The following is a 14,617-nucleotide window of genomic DNA, read 5'->3' as shown; positions in this document are numbered from 1 at the left end:
CCATTCTTAAAAATCTTAAAAATCGAATGTATTTATAGTGATATTAGAATATCTTATTCTAATTGCTCTTCAATTAAAGCGTAATCAGCATCTTTTGGATATTTAGCCATAAATCCCTCCACTTTTTTTACCATATTTTTACTCCCGCAGAAAAAAGGAACACGCTGATGCAATTCGGTTGGTTTAATGTCTAAAATTCTTACATAACCATCACTTGCAGTTCCATTTGCTTGTTCAGCTAAAAATGCCATTGGGTTACATTCGTATAATAGTCTTAATTTTCCTTGTGGATTTTTGGTACTTGTTGGATACAAATAAATACCACCTTTAATCATATTTCTGTGAAAATCGGAAACCAAAGAACCAATATAACGAGAAGTATACGGGCGGTCTTCTTTTTCTTCCTGACAGTATTTTAAATAATCTTTAACTCCTTGCGGAAAGTGAACATAATTCCCTTCGTTTATAGAATAAATTTTCCCAATTTCAGGATATGTCATATTTGGATGTGATAAATAAAACGATCCAATAGCTGGGTTTAAGGTAAAGCCATTAACACCGTGACCGGATGTTAATACTAACATTGTTGAAGTTCCGTAAATAACATAACCTGCTGCTACTTGTTGGTTACCACGTTGTAAAAAATCGGCTTGTTCAACAGGTGTTCCAATTGGAGTTACTCTACGGTAAATTGAAAAAATAGTTCCTACAGAAACATTTACATCAATATTAGAAGAGCCATCTAAAGGGTCCATTAAAACAATGTATTTGTTTTCATTTGTACCATGTTTACCTTTAATAGTAACGTAATTATCTTCTTCTTCACTGGCAATTCCACAAACAATTTCTCTGTTTATTAATGTTTGCATAAAAACATCGTTGGCATAAACGTCTAATTTTTGTTGATCTTCACCTTGAATATTTGTGTCGCCAGCATCACCAGTAATATCAACTAAACCAGCTTTGTTAACTTTGTAATTTACAACTTTAGCAGCTAATTTTATAGAACTTATAAGCCTGTTGAATTCTCCGGAAGTAGATTTGTAGTGTTTTTGATTTTCAATTATAAACTCTCCTAAAGTAAGGTTGTTATTTTTCATAATTGTATTTAGTTGTTTGTATATGCAAAGATGGAAAAAATTATTTTTAAAAAGACCTTTGTTTTTCAGATACTTTGATTAAAGATTTTTATTTTAGCTAAAAGTATTTTTTTTTATGAGTTTTAAAATAAAAAAAGGTGAAATAACCGATATGCCATCTGTATTAAAATTAATACAAGAGTTAGCGCATTTTGAGAAAGAACCTGACGCTGTAGTAGTTACCGTTAAAGATTTAGAAAATGACGGCTTTGGAGCTGTGCCATTATTTAAAACTTTTGTTGCTGAGCTTGACAATGAAATTGTTGGAATGGCCTTATTTTATCCTCGATATTCTACTTGGAAAGGACCAACCATTCATTTAGAAGATTTAATTGTAACTAAAAGTAAAAGAGGTTTAAATATTGGTAGCGCTTTGTATAATAAAGTTATTGAATACGGTTTTAACAAAGGTGTAAAACGTATAGAATGGGTAGTTTTAGATTGGAATACGCCAGCTATAGAATTTTATAAAAAAACGGGCGCAATTGTTTTAAATGATTGGAATACTGCTCAAATGAATGAAGAAGGAATTAAAAGTTATTTAGAAACACTATAATGAGGATTTTTAAATTTGGAGGAGCATCAGTAAAAGATGCAGAAGGTGTAAAAAATGTACTTCGTGTTTTAAACCATGAAGGAATTGAAAATACGCTTATTGTGATTTCTGCAATGGGTAAAATGACCAACGCTTTTGAAAAAATAATAGATTCTTATTGTCAAAAAGCAGAAGATTTAAATCTAAATATTGATGTTGTTAGAAACTTTCATTTAATGATTATAAATGAATTGTTTGAAGAAAAAAATCATCCTATTTTTATTGAAGTTGAAAACTTATTTGGACAATTAAGTGGGTTTTTAATTCAAAATAAATTAACAGATTATAATTTTATTTACGACCAAATAGTTGGTTATGGAGAATTGCTTTCAACAAAAATTGTGAGTGCTTTTTTAAATGAAAACAACATTAAAACCAGTTGGATTGATGTTAGAGATCTTATAAAAACAGACGCTAATTATAGAGATGCTTCAGTAAATTGGGAATTAACTTCAAAAAACATTTCGAAATTAAACCAACAACAATTGCATATTACACAAGGGTTTTTAGGTTCAAATTCAAAAGGTAAAACCACAACACTCGGCAGAGAAGGTTCAGATTATACAGCGGCTATTTTTGCACATTGTTTAAATGCTAAAAGTGTTACTATTTGGAAAGATGTTGATGGTGTTTTAAATGCTGATCCGCGTTATTTTTCAACAACACAATTGTTAGAAAAAATCTCTTATTCAGAAGCTATAGAGATGGCTTTTTATGGTGCATCTGTAATTCATCCAAAAACGTTAAAACCGCTTGAAAATAAAAATATTCCGTTGTATGTTCGTTCATTTTATGAGTTAGATAATAATGGAACAACTGTTGAAAAAGGAACTGCTATAGTTCCAGAAATTCCTTGTTTTATTTTAAAACAACAACAAATTTTAATTTCAATTTCAGCGTTAGATTTTTCATTTATGGTTGAACATAATTTGAGCGAGCTATTTAAAATTCTTCATAATTATAAATTAAAAGTAAATTTAATTCAAAATTCGGCTTTAAGTTTTTCTGTTTGTATAGAAGATAAATTCAATAATTTTAAACAGTTTTCATCAGAACTAAAATTAAAGTACAACATTAGTTATATTGAAAACGTTTCATTATATACAATAAGACATGCAAATAGTACAGCAATTAGTAAAATTGAACAAAAGGGGAAAGTGCTGCTAAAACAAGCAACAAAAGGAACTGTTCAAGTAGTAATGCAATAATTTTGCGTATTTTTGTAATTCCCAATAATTTAAATAAATGAGCTTAGTAACCGCTAAAGAAATTGCCAAAGTAACACATCTAGATAGATATGGATTTATAGGCACGTTTTTAGGATGGTTGTTAATGAAATTGCTTAGAATTTCTACAATTAATAAAATTTATAACAAGCACAAACATTTAAAAGATTTAGCTTTTTTTACGGCATTGTTAGAAGATTTAGAAATTAAATTTGAAATACCAGAGGATGACCTAAAAAGAATCCCTAAAGAGGGTGCTTTTATTACGGTTTCTAACCACCCGTTAGGCGGAATTGATGGTGTTTTATTGTTGAAATTATTGATTGAAAAACGGCCAGACTATAAAATTATAGCCAACTTTTTACTGCATAGAATTGAGCCAATGAAGCCTTTTATAATGCCAGTAAACCCGTTTGAAGACAGAAAAGATAATCAATCAAATATTTCAGGAATTAAGAGTGCATTATTGCATTTAAAAGAAGGAAATCCACTAGGTGTTTTTCCTGCAGGTGAAGTATCTACCTATAAAGACGGAAAATTAATAGTAGATAAACCCTGGGAAGATGGGGCAATAAAATTAATTCAAAAAGCTAAAGTACCCGTAATTCCAATTTATTTTCATGCTAAAAACAGCCCATTGTTTTATGCGTTATCTAAGCTAAACGGAAAATTAAGAACAGCAAAATTACCTTCGGAATTATTATCACAAAAAGGAAGAGTTATTAAAGTTAGAATAGGAAAACCTATTAAAGTTAAAGACCAGTTAGATTATAAAAACAGTAAAGATTTTTGTGACTTTATTCGTAGAAAAACATACATGTTAGCAAATCCTTTTGAAAAAGAAGCGAAAACATTAAATACAGCTTCCTTAAAAATGCCAAAATCGCCAAAAGAAATTGTTTGTCAAAAAAATATTGATAAAATGATTCTTGAAGTTGAAGCACTTAGAAATAGTGACGGGCGCTTGCTTAAAAGTAAAAATTATGAAGTTTTTTTTGCTCCAAGTAAAAAAATTCCAAACATTATGTTTGAAATTGGGCGTTTGCGAGAAATTACATTTAGAGAAGTTGGTGAAGGAACCAATGAATCTATTGATTTAGATAAATATGATGGTTATTATCACCATTTATTTTTATGGGATAGCGAGGCAAACTGCTTGGCAGGTGCTTACCGAATGGGTTTAGGGAAAAGCATTTATAAAAAATATGGTATTGAAGGTTTTTACGTTCAATCCTTATTTAAGTTTGAGCCTGAATTACATTCTATGATGGAAAATTCTATTGAAATGGGACGGGCTTTTATTGTCAAAGAATATCAGCAAAAACCAATGCCTTTGTTTTTATTGTGGAAAGGAATTGTTCATATTACTTTACGATATCCAAAATATAAATACTTAATTGGGGGTGTAAGTATTAGTAATCAGTTTTCAAATTTTTCTAAATCGTTGATGATTGAGTTTATGAAATCTCATTATTACGACCCTTATATTGCGCAGTATGTGCATCCAAAAAAAGAATATAAAGTAAAGTTGAATGATGCTGATAAAGATTTTGTTTTTGATGCAACTCAAGCTGATATGAATAAGTTTGATAAAGTTATTGATGAAATTGAACCTGGAGCTTTACGCATGCCTGTTTTAATAAAAAAATACGTAAAACAAAATGCGCGTTTAGTTGCTTTTAATGTAGATCCTAAATTTAATAACGCCGTTGATGGTTTAATGTATATAAGAGTTGCAGATATACCTGAAAGTACTGTAAAACCTGTTATGGAAGAGTTTCAAGCAGAGCTGGAAAGTAGACTTGAATACGAAAAAAACAAAGATGAAGTTATAAAAACTCCATCTTCATTTGAGTAAAATTTAGCAGCAATTACTTTCTGAAGGTGTACAGCAAGTTTCATTTTCTTTTATTTCTTTTTCAGTTTCACAACAAAAATCATTGGCCTTACATTGCGTACTGTCTGAATGTAGTTTTACAATTATACTTTTATCATTTTCAACAATTGCTTGAATTACCAAATTAGCAGTATGAAATGAACTATTACCATATTCAATTTTAATTTCTGTATCTAAAAGTAAAGGTTTAATAGAATTTACTCTATCAAATATCTCAATTGCTTTTGAAACGGTCATAAATGAGCGTTTACCAACTTCTAATGGGCTTTCCCAAAGTTGCACAATAGTTTCTTTCCAAAAATTAGTTTTACCTCCACAATCTACTGAATCTATAGTTGTATTTTTAATTTCGGTGATATGATAATTTGCATTTACAAATGTATCAGGTGAGTATTCAAATAAAAGTTCCTTGTTTAAATTGTTTTTTAATGTGTTTAAAAATGTTTCTGTTTTCATGTATTTGAATTTTAAATCGTATTATTACGATAATAATTAATAAATTTTTTTAACAGGACTTTCCTGAATTGTTTAACGTATTAAAAAATGTAAATAATTGGTTTTGAATTTCATTCCATCGTTTAGTCTCTAAACAGTAACAAATACGTTTGCCTTCAATTGTTCCTGAAATAATTCCAATTGCTTTTAATTCTTTTAAATGTTGAGAAATTGTTGCTTGTGCAAGACCTATTTCATCTACTAAATCATTACAAATACAAGCATTAGACTTTACAATATGTTCTAAAATTGCTATTCGTGCAGGATGTCCTAGCACTTTTGCTATTTGAGCTAAATTATTTTGTTGTTCTGTAAATATTTGTGATTTAGTTGTACCCATATATTGTTTTAACATTGCAATATTACGATAATAAATTGAATAAAAAAACTCATTTTAATAAATGAGTTTTTTATTTTTTTAGAACCACTCTTTTTTATTAGTTTGGTATGTGTTTATAAACTCTTCATCAGTTTTTGTAAGGTAAATAATACCTTCAATAAGAGACAGAATACCTACAAAACCACACGTAGCAAAAGTTAAAATTACTTGAATAATACCCGTTTTAGTATAGCCAAGAATAAATTTATGTACAGCAAATCCACCAAGTACAATTGCTAAAACACCAGCTACTATTCTTTTACTTTCTTCATTGCTTTTAGGAAGTACATTTCCGTTTTCATCTGTTATTTCCATTATTTTCAGTTTAATTAGTATTACAAAATTACAAATTTCTTATAAGAATGGAGCGTCAATTGGTTCCCAAAGTTCAATTTTATTTCCATCAGGGTCTAATATCCACCCAAACTTACCGTATTCATACTCTTCAACCTCTCCAACAATTGTTATTTCTTCCTTTTTAAGCTTCATTAAAAGCTTTTTTAAATTGTGAACTCTATAATTAAACATATACTCTTTTGTTGACGGAGAAAAATAAGTTGTATCGTTTTTAAAAGGGCTCCATTGTGTACTTGCTTTATTACCTTTTTCATCTTTTCCCCAAAAAGTACAGCCCCAATCATCAGTATTAAAACCTAAATGATTTTTATACCATTCTTTTAATTTTTCAGGATTTTCAGTTTTAAAAAATAAGCCTCCAATACCAGTAACTCTTTTAAGTTCTTTTTTAGTTTCAACAGTTTGTTTTGTAAAAAAATGGGCTTCAACCTTATCAACTATTGTTTGTGCTAATTTAATTTTAGATTCAACGGTCCAACCCGCAACATGAGGTGAAAGCAATACATTTTCAGCATGAATTAAATAATCAAATGCTTCTGGAAGTTCATCATTTTCAAATAAATTCTCGAATGATAACTTTTCGTATTCTAGTACATCTAAACAAGCTCCTAATACCTTTTTATTTATAAGTCCTTCAACTAGATGATTTGTTACAACTGCCGATCCGCGAGCTGTGTTTATAAGATAGAATGGCTTTTTAAAATTATTGATAAATTCATTATTTACCATATTATGTGAAAGCTGATTAAAAGGTGTGTGCAAGCTTAAAACATCTGTTTTTTCTTGCAATTCTTTTAATGAAACTTGTTTGCAATTTTCATCGCTAACACCTTCTTTAATATCATAACAAATAACTTCAACATCAAAACCTTTTAATTTTTTAGCAAAGGCTTTTCCCATGTTTCCATAGCCAATAATGCCAACTGTTTTTCCTTCTAATTCAACACCTCTATTTGCTTCGCGAAGCCATTTTCCATTTCTAATTTCAAGATCAGCTTTTATTAGGTTATTAAACAACATTAATAGCATTCCTAAAGCATGTTCTCCTACGGCATTTCTATTTCCTTCAGGAGCAGATATTAATTGTACGCCTTTTTTCACAGCGTATTCTTCATCAATACTTTCTAGACCGGCGCCAACTCTAGCAATAAATTTTAAGTTAGTTGCTTTGTCTAAAAATGGTTTATCAATATTAAATCTACTTCTAATAACTACACCATCATATTTGTGAATTTTCTCTTCAATTTGCTGTTTGGTTGAAGTATAATCTTCATCACAAATACAGCCTAGTTTTTCTAAACCGGTTTGAAGTAATTGGTGGTTAGTATCAATAAGCAGAACTTTCATTAATATTGTTCTTCTTCGTTTGGAAAATCTTTACTTTTCACATCAGAAATATAATTTTCAAAAGCGTTGTTCATTTCGGTATATAAATCTAAATAGCGACGTAAAAAACGTGGGTGAAACTCGTGTGTCATTCCAAGCATATCATGAGTAACTAACACTTGTCCGTCAACCCCATTTCCAGCACCAATACCAATTACAGGGATAGAAATACTTTCGGCTACTTTTTTTGCCAATTTTGCAGGCACTTTTTCTAAAACCAATGCAAAACAACCTAATTGTTCAAGTAGCAAAGCATCTTCAATTAATTTTTCGGCTTCTTCTTCTTCTTTAGCTCTAACGGTGTACGTTCCAAATTTATAAATAGATTGTGGTGTCAATCCTAAATGACCCATTACAGGAATTCCGGCGGTTAAAATTCTTGAGATTGATTCTCTAATTTCGCTTCCTCCTTCAAGTTTTACTGCATGACCACCAGATTCTTTCATAATTCTAATAGCAGAATCTAAAGCACTTTTAGAGTTTCCTTGGTAACTTCCAAAAGGTAAATCTACCACTACCAAACAGCGTTCAATTGCTCTAACAACAGAACTTGCGTGGTAAATCATTTGATCTAGAGTAATTGGTAGTGTGGTTTCATGACCAGCCATAACATTTGAGGCAGAATCGCCCACTAAAATAATGTCTATTCCTGCGTTATCAACAATTTTAGCCATTGTATAATCATAGGCGGTAAGCATAGCAATTTTCTCGCCATTATTTTTCATTTCTACCAAACTTTTAGTGGTAATTCTTTTATAGTCTTTTTTTGCTGTTGACATGTATTGTTGTTTAAAATCTTAAAAGGTAAAAGTAGTAAAAAATCAGTTTTGTTTTAAAAAGTTCTTATTTTGAATTTATTTTAATTTTTGAATAAAGAAAAACCTTCCTATAAAAGTTTGAGAAATTATGAGAATAAGGTTATATTTACTTCAAATTTAATTCAACTTTGAAAGAGAAAAGTAAAAATACTGATGCATATATTGATCAATTAGAAGAAAAAATTGTTGAGCTTAGTTTACAATTGAAAAGCAAAACAAATGAACTTTCTTTGGTTCAGGAAAGCAATCAAAAATCTATGGGTAAATTAGTTCATAATTTAAAAAACCCAGTTGGAGTTATTTTTTCTTTTTCAGATATGATTTTAGAAGGTATTGATGATTATACTTCTGAAAAATTGGAGAAACACATACAGATAATAAAAAAATCTGCAGATTTCTCAATCCAATTACTAAATCAAATTGCTAAATACACACAATTAGATGCAACTGATTTCAACTTTACTTTTGCGCCTTTAAACTACATTGAAATACTAATGAATATTAGTAAAGAGTTTAAGAATATAGCTTCAGAAAAAAATATTATAATTGAGAAAGAATTTCCTAAAACTCCAATAATACTAATGGTTGATAAGGAGGAAATTAGTGTTGCAATAAGAAATATTTTAAATAATGCTTTAAGATTTTCTAACAAAAATACTACAATTACAATTAAGGTTAAAGAAACTTCAACAGCTATTGAAACTACAATAACAGATGAAGGAATTGGTATTTCTGAAGATGATTTACACGCTGTTTTTAATAATTTTCATGTAGTAAACACCTATTCTGAAGATAAACAAAAATGCATAGGTTTAGGATTATCTATAGCAAAAAAAATAGTTGTAAGTCACAATGGAAAAGTTAGTGCTACAAGTATTTTTAATAAAGGAACTAGCATAACAATAACGCTTCCCAAATAATATTTTTTCTTTTTTCGCTTTAAACGCCTGGTATTTAGATGTATGTAATTTAAAAAATATTTAATTAAATTAAAAAAAAGTGTATCTTTATAAATTACTAAACCCCAAACTAAAACACAATGACAAAGAAGATTGTCACAAATAAAATTTCTTCAAATTTATTAAGTATTTCAAAGGATAAACTAAGTGATACTTATTATTCTTTTTTTGAACATGCACCCATCTCACTTTGGATAGAGGACTTCTCTAAATTAAAAACACATATTGATACTATAGCAAAAGAAAATAATACAGATGCTAAGTCGTACATTAAAGAAAGTAGTTTAAATTCAATTCAAAAATTAGCTACACTAGTTACAATTAAAGACGTTAATTCAACTACTTTAAAATTATATAAAGCCAAAACAAAGCAAGAGTTATTTTCAAATTTAGATAATACTTTTACTGAATCTTCAGGTATTGCTTTTTCAAAACTATTAACAGATGTTTTATTAGGAGCTAAAGTAACCGAAATAGAAACAGTTAATAAAACTCTTGAAGGTGATGAATTTGATATCGCAATTAAATTTAAAGTTGTTGAAGGAAGTGAAAACACACTAGATACAATTATTGTATCTGTAGAAAATATAACCGAAAGAATTAAAGCACGTAAAGCATTAGCTTTAAGTGAAAAAAGATATAGAGCAGCTCAAGAAGCATCAAAAACGGGAAGTTGGGAGTTTGATTTTTCTACAAAAAAAACACATTGGTCAGATGAAGCTTATAAATTAATTGGCTTTAAACCAGAAAAACAATACCTAACGCCTGATTTTTATTTAAAATATGTTCATGCTGATGATAGACACTTGGCAAATGATTTTAGTGTAGATTTTTTACTTAAAAACCCAAATCAAAATTTAAATTATAGAATTATTACGCATCAAGGTGAATTAAAATACCTTAATGAAAAGCGGACAGCAGTAATTAAAAATGGTAGAATTTTAAAAATAATTGGAATTTGTCATGATGTTACCGAAAGTGTACTTTCTGAACAAAAACTAAACACTACTAAAAATTTATTTTCTAAAACACTTTCAAGTATAAAAGATGGGTTTGTAATTTTAGATTATAACTCAAATTATTTATACGTAAATGAACAAGCTTCTAATTTACTTGGAAGATCTTCAGAAGAATTAATAGGAAAACATATTTGGACTGAATTTCCAGAAAAAGAAGGAGACACCTTTTTTGATAATTATCAGGAAGCATTAGAAACACGAAAACCAATAAGTTTTGAAAATTATTTTGAACCTTGGGGACGATGGTTTGAAAACAGAATTATTCCTTCAAGTGAAGGTATGTTATTGTTTTTTCATGAAATAACAAACAAAAAAAGTAATGAAAACAAGTTAAAAACAGCTTACAATATTATTAATAATAGTGCATCTGTATCTGTTTTGTGTAAAAATGAATGGGATTTCCCTGTTGAATTTGCTTCAGAAAACACCATAGATTTGTTGGGTTACAAGCATGTAGATTTTTTAAATAGTAACATAAAAATATATGAAGTTTTACACTCTAATGATATAGAATTTGTAGGATCAGAAATTCTTAAATTTAGTAAAGGAATTTATTCTGACAGACATGCTTTAAAACCTTTTAGAATTATCACAAAACAAGGTGAAGTAAAATGGTTGAAAGTTAAGTTAGAAGCTATTAGAAACCAGCAGAACATATTAACCCACATACAAGGTATTGGTGAAGATATTACAGAACAAAAAAGAACAGAAGATTTATTTATTATAAGTAATCAGCGCATTCAAGATCAATTTAATAATACGCCACTGGCATCAATAATTTGGGATTTGGATTTTAATGTTTTAGAATGGAATAATTCAGCTCAAAGAATATTTGGTTATACTGCTGAAGAAGCTATTGGTTACCCAATTAAAGATTTAATAACACCACCTCACTTAGTAGGTGAAATGAAAAACATTTTAGAGAAACTATTAGTACAAAAAGAAGGTTTTAGAAATACCAATGAAAATGTAACTAAAAATGGTAAAATAATAACGTGTAGCTGGTATAATGTTGGGTTAAAAGATGTTGATGGAAAAGTTATTGGTATGGCATCATTGGTTGATGACATTACAGAAAGGGTAAATTCAAAAATAATAATTGAAAATTCTGAAAAAAAGTACAGAGCCATATTTGAAAAATCTGCTGATGCTGTTTTTATATTAAAAAATGATGTATTTGTTGATTGTAATGAGGCTTCATTAAAAATGTTTGGGTATAGTAGTAAAGAAGTTTTATTTCAAATACATCCTTCAAAAGTATCTCCAAAACAACAACGCGACGGCAGTGATTCAGCAATTAAAGCTGAAGAAATGATAAATCTAGCGATAGAAAATGGAAGTCACAGGTTTAGATGGTGTCACCAACATAAAAACGGTGAAATTTTTCCAGCTGAAGTTTCTCTTACAAAAATTAATGATATTGATAGTCAACCAACAATACATGCAGTAGTAAAAGACATATCAGATAAAGTAAAAAATGAAGAGTTAGAAAAAGTTGTTTATAACATCTCAAAAGCAGCACTTACAATTAATGATTTTAGCGAGTTTGGATTATTTATTAAAAATGAATTACATAAAATAATAGACACTAGTAATTTTTACATAGCACTTTACAATGAAATAACAAACATGTTTAGTACACCATGTTACACTGATGAAAAAGAAGATATTACTGAATTTTCAGCCAATAATACGTTAACAGGTTATGTATTAAAAACAAAAAAATCATTATTAGTAAATGGTAATTCTCATACAGAGTTAATTTCTAAAGGTTTAGTTCATTTAGTAGGTGAAGATTCAAAAATTTGGGTAGGTGTACCTTTAAAAATTAATGAAGAAGTTTTTGGGGTAATTGTAGTTCAAAGTTATGAAAATAAAAATGCATATAATGAAAGCGATGTGCAATTATTAGAGTTTGTTGCAAACCAAATTAGCACAACAATACAGCGAAAAAATGCTGAAAATGAATTAAAAATAGCATTAAATAAAGCACAAGAATCGGATAAATTAAAATCGTCCTTTTTGGCAAATATGAGCCATGAAATAAGAACACCAATGAACGGGATTATTGGTTTTTCAGAATTATTTTTAGAAGATGAATTATCACCTAAAGAAAGAAGAAAATACGCTAAAATTGTAATTAATAGTAGCAAGCAATTGCTATCAATTGTGAATGATATTTTAGATATTTCAAAAATTGAAGCAGGTGCTGTACAATTGCATTACGAAAGCATTAATTTAAATAAGTTATTAGAAGAACTTTACAATTTCTATAAGCCTAAAGCTAATGCTTCTAACTTGCAATTAAATTGTGTAAAGGGTTTGAAAAGCTTTGATAGTTTAATTGAAATTGACCAAACAAAACTAAACCAGGTATTAACAAATTTATTATCTAACGCGTTTAAATTTACCGAAGAAGGAAGTATAGAGTTTGGGTACCAACTTATAGATAGTAACCTTCAGTTTTATGTAAAAGATACTGGAGTTGGAATTGAAAAAGATATTCAAGATAAAATTTTTGATAGATTTATTCAAGCAAACATAGATATAAGTAAAAAACTTCAAGGTACCGGATTAGGATTAGCAATTTCAAAAAAGTTTGTTGAATTATTTGGAGGAAAAATCTGGATAGATTCTAACGCTAAAGGAACCACAATTAATTTTACAATACCATATATAAAATCGAAACTACCAATCATTACTTCTGTTGTGGAAGAACAAAAACCAGCATTACAAGTGAAAGATAAAGAATTAACAATTTTAGTAGCCGAAGATGAGGAATACAATATGATGTTTATTAACGAGTTGTTTTCAAAAACCAATTTTAAACTTATTGAAGCCGATAATGGTAAAAAAGCTGTTGAATTGTCTCAAAGTAATCCAGAGATAGATTTAGTGCTAATGGATATTAAGATGCCAATTATGGATGGAAATGAAGCAATGAAACTTATAAAAAAGGACAGACCAAAGCTACCAATTGTTGCATTATCAGCTTTCGCTATGGAATCTGATAAAAAAATAGCTTTAGAAAAAGGGTTTGATGCTTATTTAACAAAACCAATAGATAAAAAATTACTTTTTAGTATTATTGGCAAATACACTATTTAGAAATAGTATTATTTTTCACAGAGACTAAAGCAGTGTAAACTTAAATTTATATTTTAGCTAAAAATTAATTTATAATAATGTCATCAACAAACATACACGTTCTAAATCCTAGTAAATGGGTGGCATTACATGCTGATTATTTGTATAATTATACTATTAGTAGAATTAATAATCAGGATTTAGCTAAAGACATTGTACAAGATACATTTGTTGCAGCATTAAAAGCAAAAGAAAACTTTCAAGGAAAGGCAAGTGAAAGAACTTGGTTAATTTCAATTCTCAAAAGAAAAATTATTGATCATTACCGTAAAATTAATTCGGCAAAAGGTAAAGCTGAAGTGAAAATGAATTTTTATACAGATGGAGATAGAGAAGGAGAATGGATTGAAGAAAGAGTTCCATCATCTTGGGATAATGAAATTGAAAAAGACATTAATAATACTGAATTAAAAGAAGCCCTAGAAAAATGTATTGGAGCTTTACCAGAAAAGTATGAAATGGTTTTTAGAATGAAAACAATTCAACAGTTTGAAACAGAGGAGATTTGTAAGGAGTTAGAAATAACCTCGTCAAACCTTTGGGTAATTATCCATAGAGCCAGAACTCAATTAAGGAAATGTATGGAAGAAAGTTGGTTTAAAAATTAAATAGATTAAAATGAAATTAAGCTGCGACGAAGCAACAAAAATTTGTGATAAAAACCAATACGGTGAAGCTTCACTTTGGGATAAAATAAGATTAAGTTTTCACTTGTTTTTATGTGAAAAATGCGGAATGTATTCAAAGCAAAATACGGTATTAACTAAATGTTATAACAAACAGAAAGATGAAGAAGGAAGAAAAGAACATTGTTTAAGTGAAGCCGATAAAAAACACCTAGAAAAAGAAGTTAAAGCTAGAATTTAATTTCTTATAATAAACTTTAAACAATAAAAAGGAGCTTAATTTAAGTTCCTTTTTTTGTACTTTTATAATTAAAAAAATGAATTTTATACCTGATATTATTGATGATTATGTTGTAAAACACTCTCAAAAAGAGCCTGAACTTTTACAGCAATTATATAAAGAAACCTGGCAAAAAGTGGTAAACCCACGTATGTTAAGTGGTGCATTTCAAGGGCGTGTATTATCTATGATTTCTAAATTAATACAACCAACCACAATTTTAGAAATAGGAACTTATACAGGATATTCAGCTTTATGTTTAGCTGAAGGAATACAAGAAAGAGGTGCACTTTA

General features: G+C 28.8%; 13 protein-coding genes and 1 pseudogene. 8 read left to right on the top strand and 6 right to left on the bottom strand.

Features of this window, described 5'->3' with window-relative positions; all coding sequences use genetic code 11:
- Positions 1–53: 53 nt before the first annotated feature.
- Positions 54–1,100: a class 1 fructose-bisphosphatase gene (fbp, locus tag GQ540_RS09730; protein WP_291800491.1), complete on the bottom strand. Its 1,047-nt coding sequence runs from the start codon at positions 1,098–1,100 to the stop codon at positions 54–56.
- A gap of 115 nt (positions 1,101–1,215) precedes the next feature.
- Here fbp and GQ540_RS09725 point away from each other — a divergent pair, with 115 nt between their 5' ends.
- From GQ540_RS09725 to GQ540_RS09715, 3 genes are read left to right on the top strand one after another with little or no spacing between them, the layout of a single operon-like run.
- Entirely contained in the window at positions 1,216–1,695 is a 480-nt protein-coding gene (locus tag GQ540_RS09725) for a GNAT family N-acetyltransferase (RefSeq protein ID WP_291800489.1), read from the top strand.
- The gene (locus GQ540_RS09720) at positions 1,695–2,942 is read left to right on the top strand and encodes an aspartate kinase (protein WP_291800486.1); all 1,248 of its coding nucleotides are present in this window, start codon (positions 1,695–1,697) and stop codon (positions 2,940–2,942) included. Before GQ540_RS09725 ends, GQ540_RS09720 begins: the two co-directional genes overlap by 1 nt.
- 37 nt (positions 2,943–2,979) lie before the next feature.
- Positions 2,980–4,818: a lysophospholipid acyltransferase family protein gene (locus GQ540_RS09715; protein ID WP_291800484.1), complete on the top strand. Its 1,839-nt coding sequence runs from the start codon at positions 2,980–2,982 to the stop codon at positions 4,816–4,818.
- Between the two features lie 3 nt (positions 4,819–4,821).
- On the opposite strand, the gene GQ540_RS09710 is transcribed toward GQ540_RS09715, so the two are convergent.
- The 5 genes and pseudogenes from GQ540_RS09710 to panB all read right to left on the bottom strand — a co-directional run bounded on the left by GQ540_RS09710 (position 4,822) and on the right by panB (position 8,253).
- Positions 4,822–5,313 (bottom strand): DUF6428 family protein, encoded by a 492-nt coding sequence (locus GQ540_RS09710; RefSeq protein WP_291800482.1) that lies wholly within the window; start codon positions 5,311–5,313, stop codon positions 4,822–4,824.
- 49 nt (positions 5,314–5,362) lie between these two features.
- Entirely contained in the window at positions 5,363–5,692 is a 330-nt protein-coding gene (locus GQ540_RS09705) for a helix-turn-helix transcriptional regulator (protein WP_291800480.1), read from the bottom strand.
- Positions 5,693–5,770: 78 nt separating this feature from the next.
- Complete coding sequence (locus tag GQ540_RS09700) at positions 5,771–6,046, bottom strand: TM2 domain-containing protein (protein WP_291800478.1); 276 nt, start codon at positions 6,044–6,046, stop codon at positions 5,771–5,773.
- Positions 6,047–6,508: 462 nt separating this feature from the next.
- Positions 6,509–7,435: pseudogene (locus GQ540_RS09695) on the bottom strand (2-hydroxyacid dehydrogenase); the annotation flags it as partial.
- Positions 7,435–8,253, bottom strand: coding sequence for a 3-methyl-2-oxobutanoate hydroxymethyltransferase (gene panB / locus GQ540_RS09690; RefSeq protein WP_291800476.1), 819 nt, complete (start codon positions 8,251–8,253; stop codon positions 7,435–7,437). The gene panB and the pseudogene GQ540_RS09695, both read right to left, overlap by 1 nt.
- 167 nt (positions 8,254–8,420) lie before the next feature.
- Between panB and GQ540_RS09685 the strand changes: the two genes are divergently transcribed.
- From GQ540_RS09685 to GQ540_RS09665, 5 genes are all read left to right on the top strand, one after another.
- The gene (locus GQ540_RS09685) at positions 8,421–9,212 is read left to right on the top strand and encodes a cell wall metabolism sensor histidine kinase WalK (RefSeq protein WP_291800474.1); all 792 of its coding nucleotides are present in this window, start codon (positions 8,421–8,423) and stop codon (positions 9,210–9,212) included.
- 119 nt (positions 9,213–9,331) lie between these two features.
- On the top strand, positions 9,332–13,378 hold the full coding sequence (locus tag GQ540_RS09680; RefSeq protein WP_291800472.1) for a PAS domain S-box protein: 4,047 nt from the start codon (positions 9,332–9,334) through the stop codon (positions 13,376–13,378).
- A 77-nt stretch (positions 13,379–13,455) separates the two neighbouring features.
- Positions 13,456–14,025: a sigma-70 family RNA polymerase sigma factor gene (locus GQ540_RS09675; RefSeq protein ID WP_291800470.1), complete on the top strand. Its 570-nt coding sequence runs from the start codon at positions 13,456–13,458 to the stop codon at positions 14,023–14,025.
- 10 nt (positions 14,026–14,035) lie between these two features.
- The gene (locus GQ540_RS09670; protein ID WP_291800468.1) at positions 14,036–14,284 is read left to right on the top strand and encodes a hypothetical protein; all 249 of its coding nucleotides are present in this window, start codon (positions 14,036–14,038) and stop codon (positions 14,282–14,284) included.
- A gap of 76 nt (positions 14,285–14,360) precedes the next feature.
- Positions 14,361–14,617 (top strand): O-methyltransferase (locus tag GQ540_RS09665; protein WP_367206019.1); only part of this gene is annotated, 257 nt, incomplete at its 3' end.

It is taken from the genome of Lutibacter sp. (genome assembly GCF_013139515.1).
Taxonomy (GTDB): Bacteria; Bacteroidota; Bacteroidia; order Flavobacteriales; family Flavobacteriaceae; genus Lutibacter.
Note: the sequence above shows the minus strand (reverse complement) of the source record. Positions and strands in the feature narration are given on the sequence as shown.